The sequence below is a fragment of the Fluviicola taffensis DSM 16823 genome (genome assembly GCF_000194605.1).
Lineage (GTDB): Bacteria > Bacteroidota > Bacteroidia > Flavobacteriales_D > Crocinitomicaceae > Fluviicola > Fluviicola taffensis.
On record NC_015321.1, the window covers coordinates 3,369,123 to 3,386,025 of the forward strand.

The 16,903-nt window shown below is 36.6% G+C and carries 14 protein-coding genes; 8 read left to right on the forward strand and 6 right to left on the reverse strand.

Annotation, left to right across the window (positions count from 1 at the left end):
* Nucleotides 1-187 precede the first annotated feature (187 nt).
* Together FLUTA_RS14620 and FLUTA_RS14625 are read left to right on the forward strand one after the other, a co-directional pair.
* Nucleotides 188-1,432: a DUF748 domain-containing protein gene (locus tag FLUTA_RS14620; RefSeq protein WP_013687666.1), complete on the forward strand. Its 1,245-nt coding sequence runs from the start codon at nt 188-190 to the stop codon at nt 1,430-1,432.
* Entirely contained in the window at nt 1,429-2,412 is a 984-nt protein-coding gene (locus FLUTA_RS14625; protein ID WP_013687667.1) for a hypothetical protein, read from the forward strand. Before FLUTA_RS14620 ends, FLUTA_RS14625 begins: the two co-directional genes overlap by 4 nt.
* A gap of 96 nt (nt 2,413-2,508) precedes the next feature.
* Here FLUTA_RS14625 and FLUTA_RS14630 read toward each other — a convergent pair whose 3' ends face one another.
* The 3 genes from FLUTA_RS14630 to secA all read right to left on the reverse strand — a co-directional run bounded on the left by FLUTA_RS14630 (nt 2,509) and on the right by secA (nt 7,285).
* The gene (locus FLUTA_RS14630; RefSeq protein ID WP_013687668.1) at nt 2,509-3,027 is read right to left on the reverse strand and encodes a KdsC family phosphatase; all 519 of its coding nucleotides are present in this window, start codon (nt 3,025-3,027) and stop codon (nt 2,509-2,511) included.
* Nucleotide 3,028: 1 nt separating this feature from the next.
* Nucleotides 3,029-3,790 (reverse strand): Rossmann-like and DUF2520 domain-containing protein, encoded by a 762-nt coding sequence (locus FLUTA_RS14635; protein ID WP_013687669.1) that lies wholly within the window; start codon nt 3,788-3,790, stop codon nt 3,029-3,031.
* A gap of 144 nt (nt 3,791-3,934) precedes the next feature.
* Nucleotides 3,935-7,285, reverse strand: coding sequence for a preprotein translocase subunit SecA (gene secA / locus FLUTA_RS14640; protein ID WP_013687670.1), 3,351 nt, complete (start codon nt 7,283-7,285; stop codon nt 3,935-3,937).
* Between the two features lie 226 nt (nt 7,286-7,511).
* On the opposite strand from secA, the gene FLUTA_RS14645 reads away from it, so the two are divergent.
* The 4 genes from FLUTA_RS14645 (at nt 7,512) to hemF (ending at nt 12,171) form a co-directional block, all read left to right on the forward strand.
* A complete protein-coding gene (locus FLUTA_RS14645; protein WP_013687671.1) occupies nt 7,512-7,781 on the forward strand; it encodes a hypothetical protein in 270 nt (89 codons plus the stop codon).
* 162 nt (nt 7,782-7,943) lie between these two features.
* Nucleotides 7,944-9,476 carry a glutamine-hydrolyzing GMP synthase gene (guaA, locus tag FLUTA_RS14650; protein WP_043023848.1) on the forward strand — a complete coding sequence of 511 codons (1,533 nt, stop codon included), beginning with the start codon at nt 7,944-7,946 and terminating at the stop codon, nt 9,474-9,476.
* Between the two features lie 42 nt (nt 9,477-9,518).
* Nucleotides 9,519-11,288: a LysM peptidoglycan-binding domain-containing protein gene (locus FLUTA_RS14655; protein WP_013687673.1), complete on the forward strand. Its 1,770-nt coding sequence runs from the start codon at nt 9,519-9,521 to the stop codon at nt 11,286-11,288.
* Nucleotides 11,281-12,171 (forward strand): oxygen-dependent coproporphyrinogen oxidase, encoded by an 891-nt coding sequence (gene hemF, locus FLUTA_RS14660; protein WP_013687674.1) that lies wholly within the window; start codon nt 11,281-11,283, stop codon nt 12,169-12,171. The genes FLUTA_RS14655 and hemF overlap by 8 nt, the downstream gene beginning before the upstream one ends.
* 191 nt (nt 12,172-12,362) lie before the next feature.
* Here hemF and FLUTA_RS14665 read toward each other — a convergent pair whose 3' ends face one another.
* Nucleotides 12,363-13,538, reverse strand: coding sequence for a proline dehydrogenase family protein (locus FLUTA_RS14665; protein ID WP_013687675.1), 1,176 nt, complete (start codon nt 13,536-13,538; stop codon nt 12,363-12,365).
* A gap of 79 nt (nt 13,539-13,617) precedes the next feature.
* On the opposite strand from FLUTA_RS14665, the gene aroB reads away from it, so the two are divergent.
* Nucleotides 13,618-14,703 (forward strand): 3-dehydroquinate synthase, encoded by a 1,086-nt coding sequence (gene aroB, locus FLUTA_RS14670; RefSeq protein ID WP_013687676.1) that lies wholly within the window; start codon nt 13,618-13,620, stop codon nt 14,701-14,703.
* A 14-nt stretch (nt 14,704-14,717) separates the two neighbouring features.
* On the opposite strand, the gene FLUTA_RS14675 is transcribed toward aroB, so the two are convergent.
* Nucleotides 14,718-15,062 (reverse strand): MerR family transcriptional regulator, encoded by a 345-nt coding sequence (locus FLUTA_RS14675; protein WP_013687677.1) that lies wholly within the window; start codon nt 15,060-15,062, stop codon nt 14,718-14,720.
* Between the two features lie 56 nt (nt 15,063-15,118).
* On the opposite strand from FLUTA_RS14675, the gene FLUTA_RS14680 reads away from it, so the two are divergent.
* Entirely contained in the window at nt 15,119-15,694 is a 576-nt protein-coding gene (locus FLUTA_RS14680; RefSeq protein ID WP_013687678.1) for a C40 family peptidase, read from the forward strand.
* Here the strand turns inward: FLUTA_RS14680 and FLUTA_RS14685 are convergent.
* Nucleotides 15,691-16,851, reverse strand: a complete 1,161-nt coding sequence (locus FLUTA_RS14685; RefSeq protein WP_013687679.1) for an MFS transporter — start codon at nt 16,849-16,851, stop codon at nt 15,691-15,693. The genes FLUTA_RS14680 and FLUTA_RS14685 overlap by 4 nt on opposite strands.
* Between the last annotated feature and the right edge of the window lie 52 nt (nt 16,852-16,903).

The following is a 16,903-nucleotide window of genomic DNA, read 5'->3' on the forward strand; positions in this document are numbered from 1 at the left end:
CTAATGCTAACACTTATCTCAACTAGCCATTCCATTGGTCATTCACATTTATAAACGTGAATTAGAAAATTTTAACTTCTTCTTCAATTCCTGCATATTTCTTTTATGTATCTTTTTACTGACTAAATTAAACGTACCTTACTGACTGGGTTGCAGGTTATCGCCATCAATTAAAAAAATGATTGCTATGGAAAAGAAACAAACACCCATTAGCCAGAAAGAGCGAAAGAAAGCAATGACTCCGGAGGCCAGAAAAAAGAGAAAAAGAAAACGTCGTATTATTTGGGGATCTATCATTGTTGGGTTGATTCTTTTTAGGATCTTTTTACCATATATTGTATTGAAATATGTCAATGGAAAACTAGAAAACCTCGAAGAATACTATGGGCATGTTGATGATATTGATATCCACTTGTATCGCGGTGCCTATGAAATTAAGGACATTCGGATTCTCAAAAAGGTGGATAAAGGTACTTTGAAAGATACCATTCCATTTTTCAAGTCTCCTTCAATCGACTTATCTATTGAGTGGAGTGCAGTTTTCAAAGGGTCCATTGTAGGTGAGATTGTTGTGGAGGAACCTGTAATCAATTTTGTGAAAGACAAACACAAAGGTGAAGATGTGAAAGCCGATACAGCAGATTTTGCACAGTTGGTTGACGATTTGATGCCTGTAACAATTAACCGTTTCGATATTCATAATGGAGAGGTTCATTACCGTGATCTTCAAGCGCGTCCAAAATTGGATATTGCAATGAAAAATATCAATGTTACAGCAATAAACCTCACAAATGTTACCGATAGTAAGGATATTCTTCCAGCAACGCTTAAAGCTACAGCTGAAGCTTATGAAGGAAAGTTCGTGTTGAATGCTAAATTTGACGGGTTATCAAAAGTCCCCACTTTTGATATGAATGTGGAACTGAATGGTTTGAATCTAGTATTGTTAAATGATTTACTTAGGGAATATGGCAATTTCGATGTAAAGAAAGGGACTTTTAGTCTTTATGCTGAAGCTGCAGCGAAAGAAGGTAAATTTGGTGGATACGTGAAACCGTTTTTGAAAAATTTAGATGTGGTTCAATGGAACAAGGAAGAAGGTGATTTCAAACAGATTCTTTGGGAAACAGTTGTTGCCAGTGGTGCCGAAATTCTTCAGAATCAACGCAAGGAGCAACTTGCTACTAAAATTAAGCTCAGTGGAACTTTTGATAAAGTACATTTGAACAAATGGTATGCAATCAGTTATGTGTTGCGTAACGCATTCTTTGACGCACTTCGTCCCGCAGTGGATAATTCAATCAATATTAACAAATTGAAAGAAGCGGGTAAGAAAACATTTCTGGAAAAATTATTCGCAGGAAATCAAGCTAAAAAAGAAGCGCGAAAAGAGAAACGTGCTAAGCGTAAAAATGAAAGGAAGAAAAAATGATGCTTAAAATCCGATTCAGATTTGTATTAATTATATTGCTGCTTGGAGCAATGGGATATACGATTTATTATTTTGTTCAACGTCAAAAATTCATGAATCTGATTGTTCCTGAATTTTCGAAAATTACTTTAATTAAGGCAAATCTCCATTCAGATACTGCTTTCATTGAAGTAGATGGGATTGTGATTAACAAGGCGCCTTATGGAATGAGTATCGACAGTATTGTCTGCGAATTGTCACTAGATGGAACACAACTAGTTTCAACGAGTCAGTATGTTGGTTTACGTCTTGAAAGCGGACAATCAGATTCGGTGCAATTTTCTGTTAATATTCCAATTAGTCATACCAGAAATAAAATTCAAAGCTTACAAGGTCAAGATTCAACGGGGGTAGTTTTGGAAGCAGCTATTGTCTACTCTGGATTCAAGCTACCTTTTGTGAAAAGTAAGAAGATTGAAGTTCCCGTTCCTCCGCAATTTAAACTCATTAAAACAGAGAAAAAAGAGCTGAATTTGTTTAAAAAAGAATTAGAGGTAGATCTGTTTCTTGGGATTATCAATGATGGAAAAAACCTTTCACTCGATATTCACGATTTGCAATATGAGCTAAGTATTGGGAATGATTTAACAACCAAAGGTAAATTTGGAAAAGATATTTCGCTCAGGCCTCAAACATCTCAAGTTCTCAAGTTTCCGTTAGATATTAAGATGAAACAACCCCTGAAAACCATTTTCAAGGTTTTGAAGGATGAGGATCGGCTTCCTTTTCGATTAATGATTAGCGGATATTTGGATGTTGGTAAAATGCAACGAATCCCTACTGTAATCTTTGCTTCAGGTAAACTAGAAATAGTGAATGAACAAAAGAAAAAGGCAAAGAAAAAAGCAAAAAGAGAGAAGAAAAAAGAGGAGCGTCAGGATAGAAGGGAAGGCCGAAAAGAGGCCAGGCAAGAAAAAAGAGAAGATCGGAAGAAGGAATAACATTTTTTAGCCCAAAATTTTTCTGTGTGCGTTTCGTGCTCTTAGTGATTTAATTACTACAACAAGGTGCGTGAAGATTTTTCATCCATGTTAAACTTACCAAATAAAAGCCTCTTCCTGAAACCAATCGCCGTGAACGCGCAATGTTTGTTCAATGACATCGCGAGCACATCCTTTTCCTCCAAAATAAGGCGACTGGTAGTGTGAAACGTGTTTGATTTCCATTACGGCATCTTGCGGACAAGCAGCCATTCCTACTAAGTGCATGACTTGGTAGTCAGGTAAATCATCCCCCATGTATAAGACTTCTTCGTCTTTCAGTTGGTGGTTTTTCTTTAATTCTTCGTAAACGTTTACTTTATCCGAAGAACGCAAATGAACTTCTAAAACACCTAGGTGCAATAAACTATTCTTCACGTCTTCTGAATTTCCTCCAGTGATGATGAATACTTTGTATCCTTTTTTGACAGCATATTGAATAGCGTAACCATCTTTTGAATTTAACCCACGCAATAAATCTCCATGATAGGGAAAAACAGTTCCATCGGTTAAAACCCCATCAATATCAAAAATGAACGTCGTAATTGCATTCAAGCGCTCTTTGTAGCTAATCATATTATTTGTGGTGTTTGATGATGCTTGCGGTTAATGTTTGATAAATATTTTTTTGATCTGAATTCAATAACTGTAGGTGTTTTTGAATCGTACTTTGATCATTGCGTACTGCCGGACCTGTTAAAATATCATGGGGGTTATTCGTTTGAATTTTTTCGATTGTTTGATTGATGAGCGGTTTCAGCCAATCGAACTCAATTTCGTGTTCTTGACAGAAATGTGCTGCCAAATCAATTAGATGATTGGTAAAGTTGTTTGCAAAAACTGCTGCAACGTGCAAATGTTGTCGTTTATCTTCCGATAGTTGAATTCCATTTCCGCTAAATGCTTGCGCAAATTCTACGAGAAAGGCATTGAACTTCAAATCTTGAGACTCTATGAAAATAGGTAATCCTTCCCAATGAACAGGTTGGTTCGATATAAAGCTTTGTAGTGGATAGAATGTTCCAATGGGATATTTAGTCGTTAAGTGATTCAAATTGACAGTTCCTGAAACCGAAACAACTGGAGCGTATTTAGATACCAATTGAATCATATCTAACATCGTGTTGTCGTTTACTGCGCAAAACACCAAATCAAAGTCAATAAATTCCTTAAAATCATTGGTGAATTGAACATCAGTTGCATGGATTGAATCTGGTAGATTATTTCCAGATCGCGAGTAAACAGTCAAGTGAGTATGTCCTAGTTCAATCAAGCGCTGTAGAAAATGAATTCCCACATTTCCCATTCCCACGATTCCGATTTTCAATTTTTGGTTCATAGTTCAAAGTTAAAATTTATTGTTGGGATGCGATGCTTCGCGTCCCAACATTTCATGGATCACTTCCCAACATTTCATGCGTTGCGTCTCAACATTTTTTTTCGGTAATAAAAAAGGCGATTCTTTCGAACCGCCTTATATCTTTTATTTTCCGTGACACTGTTTGTATTTTTTTCCGCTTCCACAAGGACACGCATCATTTCGTCCAATTTTTGGTTCGGTTGAAACGATTGGTTGTTGTTTCTCACGTTGTGGCATCGAGTTGCGCATTGCCTCATCGTATCCTTCACTTCCACTAAATCGTGGCATCTCAGTACTAGTAGATGTTGATTCAATTTGTGCTTGCTCGTAGTTGTTTTGTGTAACTTGTTTGTTCGTTGATTTAATCTCGTCGATTTGATCTCTTGGAACATCCGCTTTCACTAAGAATTCAACTGTTTCGTTACTCAAGCGTGCATTCATTGCTTTAAATAACTCAAAAGACTCTAATTTATAGACTAACAATGGATCTTTTTGCTCGTAAACTGCCTGTTGAACAGAAGTACGTAGATCATCCATTTCACGCAAATGTTCTTTCCATTCGTTGTCAATCATTCCCAAAACGATATTGCGCTCTAATGCACTTGGAACAGAAGCTCCATTGGTTTCATACGCTTCTTTTAAGCTGACAACTAACGGCATTGTTTTTACACCATCAGTAATGATGAATTGAATGTTCTGGTATTGAGACATTGTTTCGAATACATGCTTGATTTGTGGCATGGAAACATCCGCTAAACGTTGATTTTTGCTGTTGTAATAATCCATTACTCCATCATACAAATCGTTTACTAAGTCATCGTATTTTGCAGCTTTGAATTTTTCTTCAGAAACAGGTGAGTCGATTCCGATAATACGAATCATATCCACATTGAATTCTTCGAAAGAACCGTTTTGATGTCTTGTTACCAATCCTTCAATGACGTCATAGAACATGTTTGAAACGTCTACTCCTAAACGATCTCCAAATAATGCATTGTGACGTTTTTTATAAATCGCTTTACGTTGCGCATTCATCACGTCATCGTATTCCAATAAACGTTTACGAACACCAAAGTTGTTTTCTTCAACTTTTTTCTGAGCACGTTCGATTGATTTCGAAACCATTCCATGCTGAATCACTTCACCTTCTTTCAATCCAAGACGGTCCATGATTTTCGCAATACGCTCAGAACCAAATTTACGCATCAAATCATCTTCCAATGAAACGAAGAACGTAGAAGTTCCTGGATCTCCCTGACGACCAGAACGACCGCGCAACTGTCTGTCAACACGACGTGAATCGTGTCTTTCCGTACCGATAATTGCTAAACCTCCAGCTTCTTTAACACCTTCTCCCAATTTGATATCTGTACCACGACCAGCCATATTCGTTGCAATCGTTACAGCTCCTGCTTTACCCGCATTTGCTACAATTTCAGCTTCTTTTTGGTGATATTTGGCATTCAATACTTGGTGAGGAATGTTGCGCATTTTCAACATGCGACTTAATAATTCCGAAATCTCAACAGTTGTTGTACCAACCAATACAGGTCTTCCAGCCTCTACCAATTTATTTACTTCTTCAATAACTGCAGAATACTTCTCACGAGCAGTTTTGAACACTAAATCGTGATCATCTTTACGTGAAATTGCACGATTCGTAGGAACTACTACAACATCTAATTTATAAATATCCCAGAATTCTTTTGCTTCAGTTTCCGCTGTTCCAGTCATACCAGCCAATTTGTGGTACATACGGAAGTAATTTTGAAGTGTAACTGTTGCATACGTTTGAGTAGCAGCTTCAACCGTTACATTCTCTTTTGCCTCAATAGCTTGGTGAAGTCCGTCAGAATAACGACGACCTTCCATAATACGACCAGTTTGCTCATCTACAATCTTGATCTTGTTTTCCATGATTACATATTCCACTTCTTTTTCGAAAAGAGTATATGCTTTCAATAATTGAGAAACAGAGTGGATACGTTCAGATTTGATTGTATAATCACGAATCAATACTTCTTTTTGAGTAGCGAAAGCATCTTTCTCTAAGTTTTGTTTTTGAAGACGTGTGATTTCAGTTGAAATATCTGGCATAATGAAGAAGTTGCGATCTTCATTTCCAGAAATTAAATCAATTCCTTTTTCCGTTAATTCAACGGTGTTTTGTTTCTCATCAATCACAAAGAACAATTCCACATCAATTTTCTTCATGTGTTTTCCTTGCTCTGCCATGTATTGATTCTCTACTTTTTGTAAATGAGATTTAATACCCGGTTCTGATAAGAATTTATGTAATGCTTTATTTTTTGGCAAGCCTCTGTGTGCACGTAACAAAGCCATTCCACCTTGCTCTAAAGCTGTTTTTTGGTCCAAACCTTCAACGGTTCCACCATTAATAACAGTCAATAATTTTTTTGCATCTGCTAAAGCTTGGTTGACGTATTTACGTTGCTCTTCAACGATTAATTCTACACGTGGTTTCAATTCGTAAAATTCGTGCTCATCACCTTTTGGCGTTGGCCCAGAAATAATCAATGGTGTACGAGCATCATCAATCAAGACAGAATCGACCTCATCGACAATTGCAAAGTGGTGTTTGCGTTGCACTAAATCTTCTACAGCACTAGCCATATTGTCACGCAAGTAGTCAAAACCAAATTCGTTGTTTGTTCCAAATGTAATATCAGCCATGTAAGCTTCTCTACGAGATTCAGAATTTGGCTGGTGTTTGTCAATACAATCTACTTTCAATCCGTGGAATTGGTACAAAGGTCCCATCCATTCAGAGTCACGTTTTGCTAGGTAATCATTTACCGTTACAACATGAACACCTTTTCCAGATAATGCGTTGAGATAAACAGGAAGAGTTGCTACCAAGGTTTTACCTTCACCAGTTTGCATCTCTGCAATATTTCCACGGTGCAATACAGCTCCACCCATTAACTGAACATCGTAATGAACCATTACCCATTCAACTGGTGCCCCAGCAGCAGTCCATTTATTACTCCAAATTGCTTTGTCACCTTCAATCGTAATACCATCTTTACGAGCTGCAAGTTCTTTATCTAATTCTGTTGCAGTAACGGATAATTGACCATTTTCAGCCCAACGTCTAGCAGTTTCTTTTACAACAGAAAAAGCTTCAGGTAGAATTTCTTCTAATACTTTTTCAATGATGATATTTACTTCTTTTTCTTTTGCATCAATTGTTTCATAGATAGCTTCCTTTTGATGCAAAGGCATATTAACGTCGTTTGTCTGTTGCTTTAAATCTGCTATTTCTGCTTCTAAACCAGCAATAGCATCTTGCACTTGTTTTCTAAACTTGTTTGTTCTACCACGTAAAGCATCGTCAGACTCGTTTTGTAATGTGCTGAATATATTCGCAACTTGCTGAACAACAGGTTGGTATTTTTTCTGGTCAGTAGCTGACTTATCGCCTAAAATTCTTTTTAAAATTCCTCCTAACATGGTGTTTAAAATAAATGGAAGTCAAAAATAGTGAAATTCCTGATGCTTCTTTGTTTAATGCTTGCTGTCTGTCATAAATTATTCCAAAAATTTTGAACGGACAAATTGTCAGTTTGAAAGAACTTCTGTCGCAATCTTGTCGGTTTTGAGAAATTGAGAAATATTTGGTAGATAATTCCTGAATATTTATTTTCACCAAAATTTAAAAATACCTAAACGAAAATTTATGAAAAAAATCATTTTACCTCTTGCTCTTCTTACATTGACTCTGGCTTCATGTAAAAAAGATTATTCTTGTAGCTGCATAGAAACAGGAGTTGATTACTACGATATGGATTTCGATGGTGTTGATGAAGCTCATCCATATTCATACACGGAGAATTTTAAAGTGAAGGAAGCTACTAAAGTGCAGGCTCAGTCAGCATGTAATGAAGCAACTATCACAATGCAAGATGGTTTGGACAATTACGAAAGAAAATGCGATTTATCTAAATAACGAGCGAAACAACTTCATCTGTTCAGATGAAATAGCTTAATCATATGCTCTAACGCCGTCTTTAGACGGCGTTAGTTTTTTAAGAACATTCGTCACAATTATTTCAAGGGAATTCTCTATTGTAGCATTCTGCATTTGGGGTAAAATATGTATCTTTGCGCCATGCAAGAAATGATCCTTATCCTTGATTTTGGTTCGCAATACACTCAGTTGATTGCGAGAAGAGTACGTGAATTGAATGTTTATTGTGAAATCCATCCATGGAACAAGGTTCCTGAGTTGGGAACTCATATTAAAGGAGTAATTTTGTCGGGAAGTCCTTTCTCAACAAGGGATCCACAATCTCCAAAACCAGATTTAAGCGCCATTAAGGGGAAGATTCCTTTACTCGGAGTTTGTTTTGGAGCACAGTATTTAGCTCAAAATTTTGGAGGAGAGGTACTTCCATCAACAATCAGAGAATATGGTCGTGCAAACTTGTCTTTTGTAGATGATTCGAATGAATTGGTGACAGGAATGTCAATGGGTTCACAAGTTTGGATGAGTCATGGAGATACAATCAAAAAGGTTCCTAGCGGTTACAAAATCATTGCATCGACGAAAGACGTGGAATTTGCAGGTTATGCGATTGAAGGTGAAACAACGTATGGGATTCAATTTCACCCAGAAGTTTATCATTCATTGGAAGGAGCAATTCTATTAAAGAATTTTATTGTTGGAATCTGTAAATGCTCACAAAGTTGGACACCAGATTCATTTGTTGACAGTACAGTAGCTGAATTGAAAGCGAAATTAGGAAATGACAAAGTTATTCTTGGCTTATCTGGTGGAGTAGATTCATCTGTTGCGGCTATGATTTTACACCGTGCAATTGGTTCTAATTTGCATTGTATTTTCGTAGATAACGGATTGTTGCGTAAAAATGAGTTCGATTCTGTGTTGGAAAGCTATAAAGGATTAGGTTTGAATGTGAAAGGTGTAAATGCTTCTGAAGATTTTTACAAAGCACTTTCCGGATTGACAGATCCAGAATTGAAACGCAAAGCAATTGGTAAAGTATTCGTAGATGTTTTTGATGCTGAATCAAAATTAGTAACAGATGCAAAATGGTTGGGGCAAGGAACAATTTATCCAGATGTCATTGAATCTGTTTCGGTAAATGGTGGGCCTTCTCAAACCATTAAATCTCACCACAATGTAGGTGGATTGCCAGATTACATGAAATTACAAGTAGTTGAACCTTTGAGATTGTTGTTCAAAGATGAGGTGAGACGAGTTGGTAGATCATTGGAGTTGCCAGAAAATATTTTGAATAGACATCCTTTCCCAGGTCCAGGTCTTGGAATTCGTATATTGGGTGAAGTTACTGCCGATAAAGTGCGTATTCTACAAGAAGTGGATGCTATTTTCATTGATGGATTGAAAGAGCACAATTTGTACAACGAAGTTTGGCAAGCTGGTGCTATTTTCTTACCCATTCAATCGGTTGGGGTAATGGGAGATGAAAGAACGTATGAGAATGCAGTTGCTTTGAGAGCGGTGAGTTCTACAGATGGCATGACGGCAGATTGGTGTCATTTACCATACGAGTTTTTAGCATTGATTTCAAATAAAATTATCAATCAAGTAAAAGGAATTAATCGCGTAACATACGATATTAGTTCTAAGCCTCCCGCAACTATTGAGTGGGAATAAATTGGCATAACTCTTGGTCATAAACTCACTATATTTTTTGATATGAAATACTTCTTTTTTGTTTGTTTAATTGCTTTTTCGAATGGACTATTCGCTCAAACTGAATCAAAAGATTGGGTGTATGAATATTCAAATGGAAAAAAGTATGCAGTGCATATCGCGCAAGCTGGAAATACCTTGTGGGGAATTCATACAACTTACAATGTTCCAGTTGATGATATCGTCGCAACGAATCCAGGAATTGAAAAAGGGGTAAAAGAAGGTTTTCGCTATTTAATTCCACTTGGGGGAGCTGATATGAAGGTTCTAAGTGGCACCATTGTGCGGGAACACGTGGTTGAAAAAGGAGAAACAGCCTTTTCAATCGCTAAAAAATACAATTCTTCGGTAGATGATTTATTGAAATTTAATCCAGGAATTGATAAAGGATTGAAAGTAGGACAAGTATTGAAAGTAGTGATTGTTCCAACTAGTGAGAATATCCCTCCAAAACAAGCCGATAAACCGGTTGTAGTTGCTCCATCTATTACGTTTTCGGATACCGTATTGGTATATGAAGTCAAAGCAAGTGAAACCTTGTATACGATTTCTAAACGCTTCATGGTTCCTGTAACGGATTTACAGAAATTCAACAACTTGAAATCCTCCGCTATCAAATCGGGAGATGTATTGAGAATTCCGTTGAAGAAGGAGAATGTGAAGCAAGTTCAAGTGCGTGAAGTGAAACCAAAAGAAGAACTTCAAAAGATAGATGAAGAATTGATTTTCAAACCGAAAACGAAGTATACAATTGCTGTACTTTTAAGTTTCGGGTTAAATGACAAATCGAATTCAGCATTGAAAAATTTGGCTACCGAGTTTTATATGGGAGTAGAATTAGCTGCCGATTCTTTGGAACGATTGGGGTTTGATGCAACGATTAAAGTGATTGATTTACCGATGGATTCTGTAGGGATTTTCAAAATTTTGAACACTTCAGAAATGAAGAACATGGATTTGATTTTTGGGCCACTGGTTCCTCAAAGCGCTGATATCGTTGGTAGATGGTGTGGGAAGCAAAAAATTAGAATGGTTTGTCCTTCGGCTTGTAATAGCTCCTTGCTAAAGAATAATCCGTACATCTATGCTTCGGTTGCTACAGATATGACTCAGCAAGAGATTTTGGCAAAATATACCATTGACAAGTACAAAACAGCTCAGATTATCTTAGTTAATCCAGGAAATACAAAAGATCAGGAATTGTATGATGCTTACCGGAAACGATTCATCGAACTTTCTAAGAAAAATGGAAACATGAAGCTGATTGAAGCAAAAATAGCTGATTTTACGACGTTCATCTCGAAAAGTGGTGAATCGGTTGTTGTTTTTCCATCCCGAGATAAAGGAACCGTTATCAATTTTATTAATTCACTACATAAAGCTGCTGGAAAATCGAATAATGCTGATGTTACAGTAATGGGAACAAAAGAATGGGCTGGATTTGATGACATTGCAGGGTATTACAAATCGAAATACAAAATTACTTGGGCATCTTCTAGTGATTTGAATTATTCTTTGCCTGATACGCAAACATTGTTGCGTTTGTATCGAAAGAAATACCGTGCAGATATGAACAAAGCTGGAGCTCATGGCTTTGATGTTGTTTATTATTTCTCAAAAACGCTTCTAATGCAAGAAGAAGTTCCAAGTGAAGTTATTAATTCCTTTGAGTTAAAAACTACTTCTGTTGGGGGCGGATACGAAAATCAATCGTGTTTTATCTTAAAGCATGAAGATTATGAATTAGTTCGAGTAGGAGTTTTCTATGAATAAGGAAACAATAGGACAAGAATTTCGTGCATTACAACTGTTTATTTGTAATGAATTAGAACGAATTGATGGTACGGCTAAATTTTCCGAAGATGCTTGGGATCGATTAGAAGGAGGCGGCGGTAAAACTCGAACAATTCGAAATGGATCATTGATTGAGAAAGGTGGAGTTGCTTTTTCTGAAGTTTATGGACCTGTTTCTGAAGAAATGAAAACCCAGTTGAAATTGGACGGCAATCATTTTTATGCAACGGGTGTTTCCATTGTTCTTCATCCTAATAATCCACATGTTCCAATTATTCATATGAACGTTCGTTATTTTGAATTGGATAATGGAATTTATTGGTTTGGCGGAGGTATTGATTTAACGCCACATTATGTCATTCACGATCAAGCGATCTTATTTCACAAGCAACTACGAACGGTTTGTAATAAATACGATGAGTCTTTCTATGCAAAATTCAAAGAATGGGCTGATGAATATTTCTCTATTCCGCACAGAGCTGAAACTCGAGGAGTTGGAGGTATTTTCTTTGATCATTTGAACAATCATTTTCAATTGAATAAAGAACAATTGTTCCGATTCTGTTTGGATTTGGGAGAAAGTTTTCCGTTTATCTATGAAGAACAAGCTGATTTAGGTCGGAATAAATTGGTTACAGCAGCTGAAAAGCAATGGATGAATTACCGAAGAGGTCGTTACGTAGAATTCAATTTGGTGCATGATCGTGGAACCAAGTTTGGTCTTTTTTCAGGAGGTCGCACAGAATCTATATTGATGAGCTTGCCGCCTTTAGCTGAATGGGAATACAATTACAAGCCCGATGTGAACTCTTTGGAGGGTCAAACACTCACTTATTTAAGTCAAAAACACACTTATTTGTAGGGATAATCGAAGTTATTGTACAGAAGGAGATTACGCTATTTTTTAAGATTCCACTTTTGCTTGTTATTTTTTAACAAATTCAGTGTCATTTATTGGCAACTATCATTTCATTCTTGCGTAACTTTGTCAAATAATTGGTTGTTACCAGTTAACAAAAATAAAATTCAAACCCAAAAAGAAAGGGAGTCTAGTTAGGCTTCCTTTCTTCTTTTTATCTCTTCTTTGATTAGTTTTAATTCTCTTCCAGTCTGACCTTTCACCGAAGTGTTTTCATCTGCTCTTCGAAACAAATAAGGGATGACTTCTTTTACAGGGCCATAAGGAACATATTTTGCAACATTGAATCCTTGCGATGCTAAGGTGTAAGAAATGTGATCACTCATTCCTAATAATTGCGCAAAATAGATGCGTTTATCCTCTTTTTCAATCTTTCTTTCGGTGATTAGACTTGCTAGAAATGCAGATGAATATTCATTGTGTGAACCAGCGCATAAGGCAATGTTCGTGAAATTATCTGCTTCTAATAAAAACTCTAAAGCCAAGTTGTAATCCGAATCACAGGTTTCTTTTGTTGCTTGAATGGGGGAGTTGTATCCTTTTTCTAGAGCTCTCCTGCGTTCCTTTTCCATATAAGCCCCACGAACCAGTTTCACACCATAGTGAATGTTTTCACCTTTGGCCCAACTAGCTTGTTTTTTTAGGAATGCTAAACGATCATGACGATACATTTGAATCGTATTGAATACAATGGCCTTTTTATGATTGTATTTCAGCATCATGTCATGGGTAATTCGATCAATCACATCTTGAATCCAGCTTTCTTCTGCATCAATGAAAACAGGAACATCTGCATCATATCCTTCTTGACAGATTCTATTTACGCGTTCTACGGTCCCTTGGTACTCTTCTAGTTCAGCTTCAGAAATTTCATCTAAACCTGAATTCGTTAGTTCCAATAATCCAAAACGCGCAATTCCAGTAATTTTAAATACAGCGAATGGAATTCCAGGATTCCCTTTAGCTTTATGAATTGTTGCAATGATTTCTTGGGTTGTCTTCTCGAAGTCTTCAGGACTCGTTTTACCTTCTACAGAATAATCTAAAATGGTTCCGACATGGTTTTTCCACATAGAGTCAATAGTGGAAGTACATTCTTCAATGGTTTCACCTCCGCAGAATTGTTCAAAGATGGTTGCTTTGATCATTCCCTTAATTGGGAGTCCAACATTTAATCCGAAACGAGCTAAGCCTTTACCCATTTTAACTAAAAAGGGACTTGCCATGACAGAAAAAAGAAAATGAGCGCGTTTCAAATCTTTATTAGACTTGTGTTTAAATGCAATCTCTGTATTATTAAAAGAGTTCATGAAGCAAAATTAATCGCTTTCTAGTATTTTTGTTCACCTTTAATCTGAAATTTGTTGTTACATCATTGAAATAAGTGCTTTGAAAAAAATTAATTGTAATTCTTGTCCAATAGAAGTGGGAGATTTGGAACAATCATCCTTTGTTGACTTGCTTCATAATCACTATTCTTCCGTTCGGAAAGTAATCATTGTTGATGAAAACACACATGATTTTTGTTTGGAGTATTTATTGACTGCTTTTCCAACTTTGGAGGAAGCCGAAGTTATTTTATTACCTACGGGAGAAGAAAATAAAGTGATGGAAGTTTGTTTTCAAGTATTGGAAGCGCTTTCTGAATATGGAATTGTTCGCTCCGATTTGATTATCACTCTGGGTGGAGGAGTTGTTAGTGATATGGGAGGATTTATTGCTTCGATTTATAAACGCGGCTTAGATTGCATTCATATTCCAACGTCTTTATTGGGGATGGTGGATGCATCATTAGGTGGGAAAACGGGAATTGATTTGGGGAATTACAAAAATCAAATAGGAACTTTTCACCATCCAGTTGCTGTTTTTATTGACCAACGATTTTTATCTACTTTGCCAGAAGAGGAATGGAAGAGTGGTTTCGCAGAGGTTCTGAAACATGCATTGGTTTCAGATAAAGAGGAATGGGAGCGGTTGATTGCAAGTAAACAGGATGAATTATTCTCAGAAGAAAATCTTGCACTCTTGCTTGAAAAATCAGTTTCCATTAAATCGAATGTTGTAACTGAAGATCCAACTGAGAAAGGAAAACGAAAAATATTGAATTTTGGGCATACTATTGGCCATGCAATTGAAGGCTATTACCTCGATTTAGAACCAATTTCTCATGGAAATTGCGTTGCTCTTGGAATCATTGCTGAAGCTTATCTTTCCAATAAAAAAGGGACATTATCAACGGAAGATCTGCATGGAATTGTTCAAGTGATCCGCGCTTTGTACCCTTGTCCAGAAGATTTTTTAGTCGGTGTTTCTAACATCATTGAATTGATGAAAAATGATAAAAAGAATGATCAGCAGGGAATCAGAATGTGCTTTTTAGATGAAATTGGTAGCTGTTCTTGGAATCATTTGGTAGATGAAAATGATGCTAAAATGGCCTTGGATTATTTGTATCAAGCCTATTATAAGAATTAGTCAGTAATTGCGAATTATTTTTTTAATGCCAATAATTGCAATTTAATTTTTTCCAGCTTATCAATTAGGATTTCATGTGGATTTACTTCTCCTGATTCAGACTTACCGCCCGATTTTAAAGCTTTTTTAGCTCCGTCAAGTGTATATCCTTGTTCTTTTACAAGTTGATAAATCTTGTTAAAATGTTCAATGTCTTTTACAGTGAATAAACGATTCCCTTTTTTGTTTTTTTTAGGTTGAATTACGCTAAATTCTTTCTCCCAAAACCTTATTAATGAAGTGTTTACATCGAATATCGTAGCGACCTCTCCAATGGAGTAGTATAATTTAGTTAATGTAAGATTATCTAATTTGCTCAAGACCAATCATTTTGATTCTGTGAAAATAATGATAATTTTGCACCGTCAGAAATATTATGTCTTTAAAAACCTACATATTTTCGATAGCTGTTATTCTAATGAGTAACGTGCTTCAAGCACAAGCAGCGAATGGTTCTTTAGCCTTAAAGAGTCCGACTGCTTCTGACACCATGAAGACTCAGCTTCTAGGAGTGAATGATTCAGCTCCTAAAATCAACAAGCAAGTCGAAGAAATTATTCAATTCGCCAAAAAATTCTTAGGAACTCCTTACCATTATGCTGGTTCAACACCATCTGGTTTTGATTGTAGTGGATTCATTTATTACGTAATGGGGAACTTTGGAATGCGTTTATCTCGTTCAAGTCCTGGACTTGCTGAATTTGGAAAAACAGTGAAATTGACAGATTTACAGCCAGGAGATTTGATGTTCTTTAAAGGACGAAACACAGGTTCTTCTGGAGTTGGACACGTTGCAATGGTTGTGGAAGTGAAAAATGGAGTGATTCGATTCATTCACAGTTCAACTTCTCGCGGTGTAATCATCGATACATTCAACAATAGTGGATATTATGTTCCACGCTACTTAAAATCTAAACGATTGGATTACGGAGGAATTACCCCGAAGAACTAATGAACCGATTTCACCTTGATCAAATGCCAAACCAAATAAACAATACTTAAAAAGGCCATTGCTGCTCCAAAAAGAAATACATTCCAGATTGAACTTAAGTTGTTTTGATACCAGACATTCGTAATTAAAGCTCCACTAAGAACCCCAAATTCCAAGGCAATAAACATTGTCCCGGTTCCTTTTCCTCTTCTGTTAGCTGGAGATAAATCTGCTGTCCAAGCGAAAATAGTAGGAGAAATAATACCAGTGGCTACTCCAAAAACAACAGATGCAGTTAAATACCACGTTCCAGATTGCGACATTCCTATCAGAATCATCGAAATACAAAGAATCACCATTCCAACAACCAATGTTTGTCTGCGACCATAGGTATCCGAAACTTTTCCCGTAACTAGTCGAATCAAAATTGTTGCAAGCACATACAAAATGAAAAATGCGCCCTTGTTTGCAATGTGTAAATGTTCCGAAATATCAGGAGAAAGAACGAGAATAATTCCAGAACAGATTGCCGAAAGAAACATAACGATGGCAACAGGAATAACACTTGGTTCAATAATTTCGTCCTTTTTAATTGTCAGGTAATTCCATTGAAATTTATTCGGTTTCGCCAATGTTTCTTTGACGTTGAAATATAAAATGTAAGCCAAAGCACTGAACAAGACGGCGGTATAGAAAAGCGCATCTCTATTTCCAATATCTACGATAATGCTAGATAGACCTTGACCTAGTCCCATCCCAATAGAAATAAACGTTCCCCAAAGCCCCATTCCAAAGCCGCGTTTGTTATCTGGAAGAATATCTGTAATTAAGGCCGTAGCGCCCGTGGGAAAGAATCCAACACTAAATCCGTGTAAGAAACGCAAAGAGAGTAGAAACCATGCTGAAAATGCAAATGAGTAGAGCGAACAAACAACTGCAGAAATGAGCAATCCAACTAACATCACTTTTTTACGACCAATTAAATCACTCAACTTTCCTGAAAATGGTCTGGAAATTCCTGCTGAAATCGTAAATAAAGCAATGACTAATCCTTTCAAGTTGGGAGATCCAAGATCTGTTAGGAAGGCATTCATCTCTGGAATTACAATGTTGAAGCTCGTTGTAAAGAGAAGCATGGAGAAGCTTAATTTCCAGAAATTGGATCCGTATGTTTTCAAGATGGAGCAAAATTAGCGAAACTCTTTCTTTAACTTGCATGAATTAGATTCT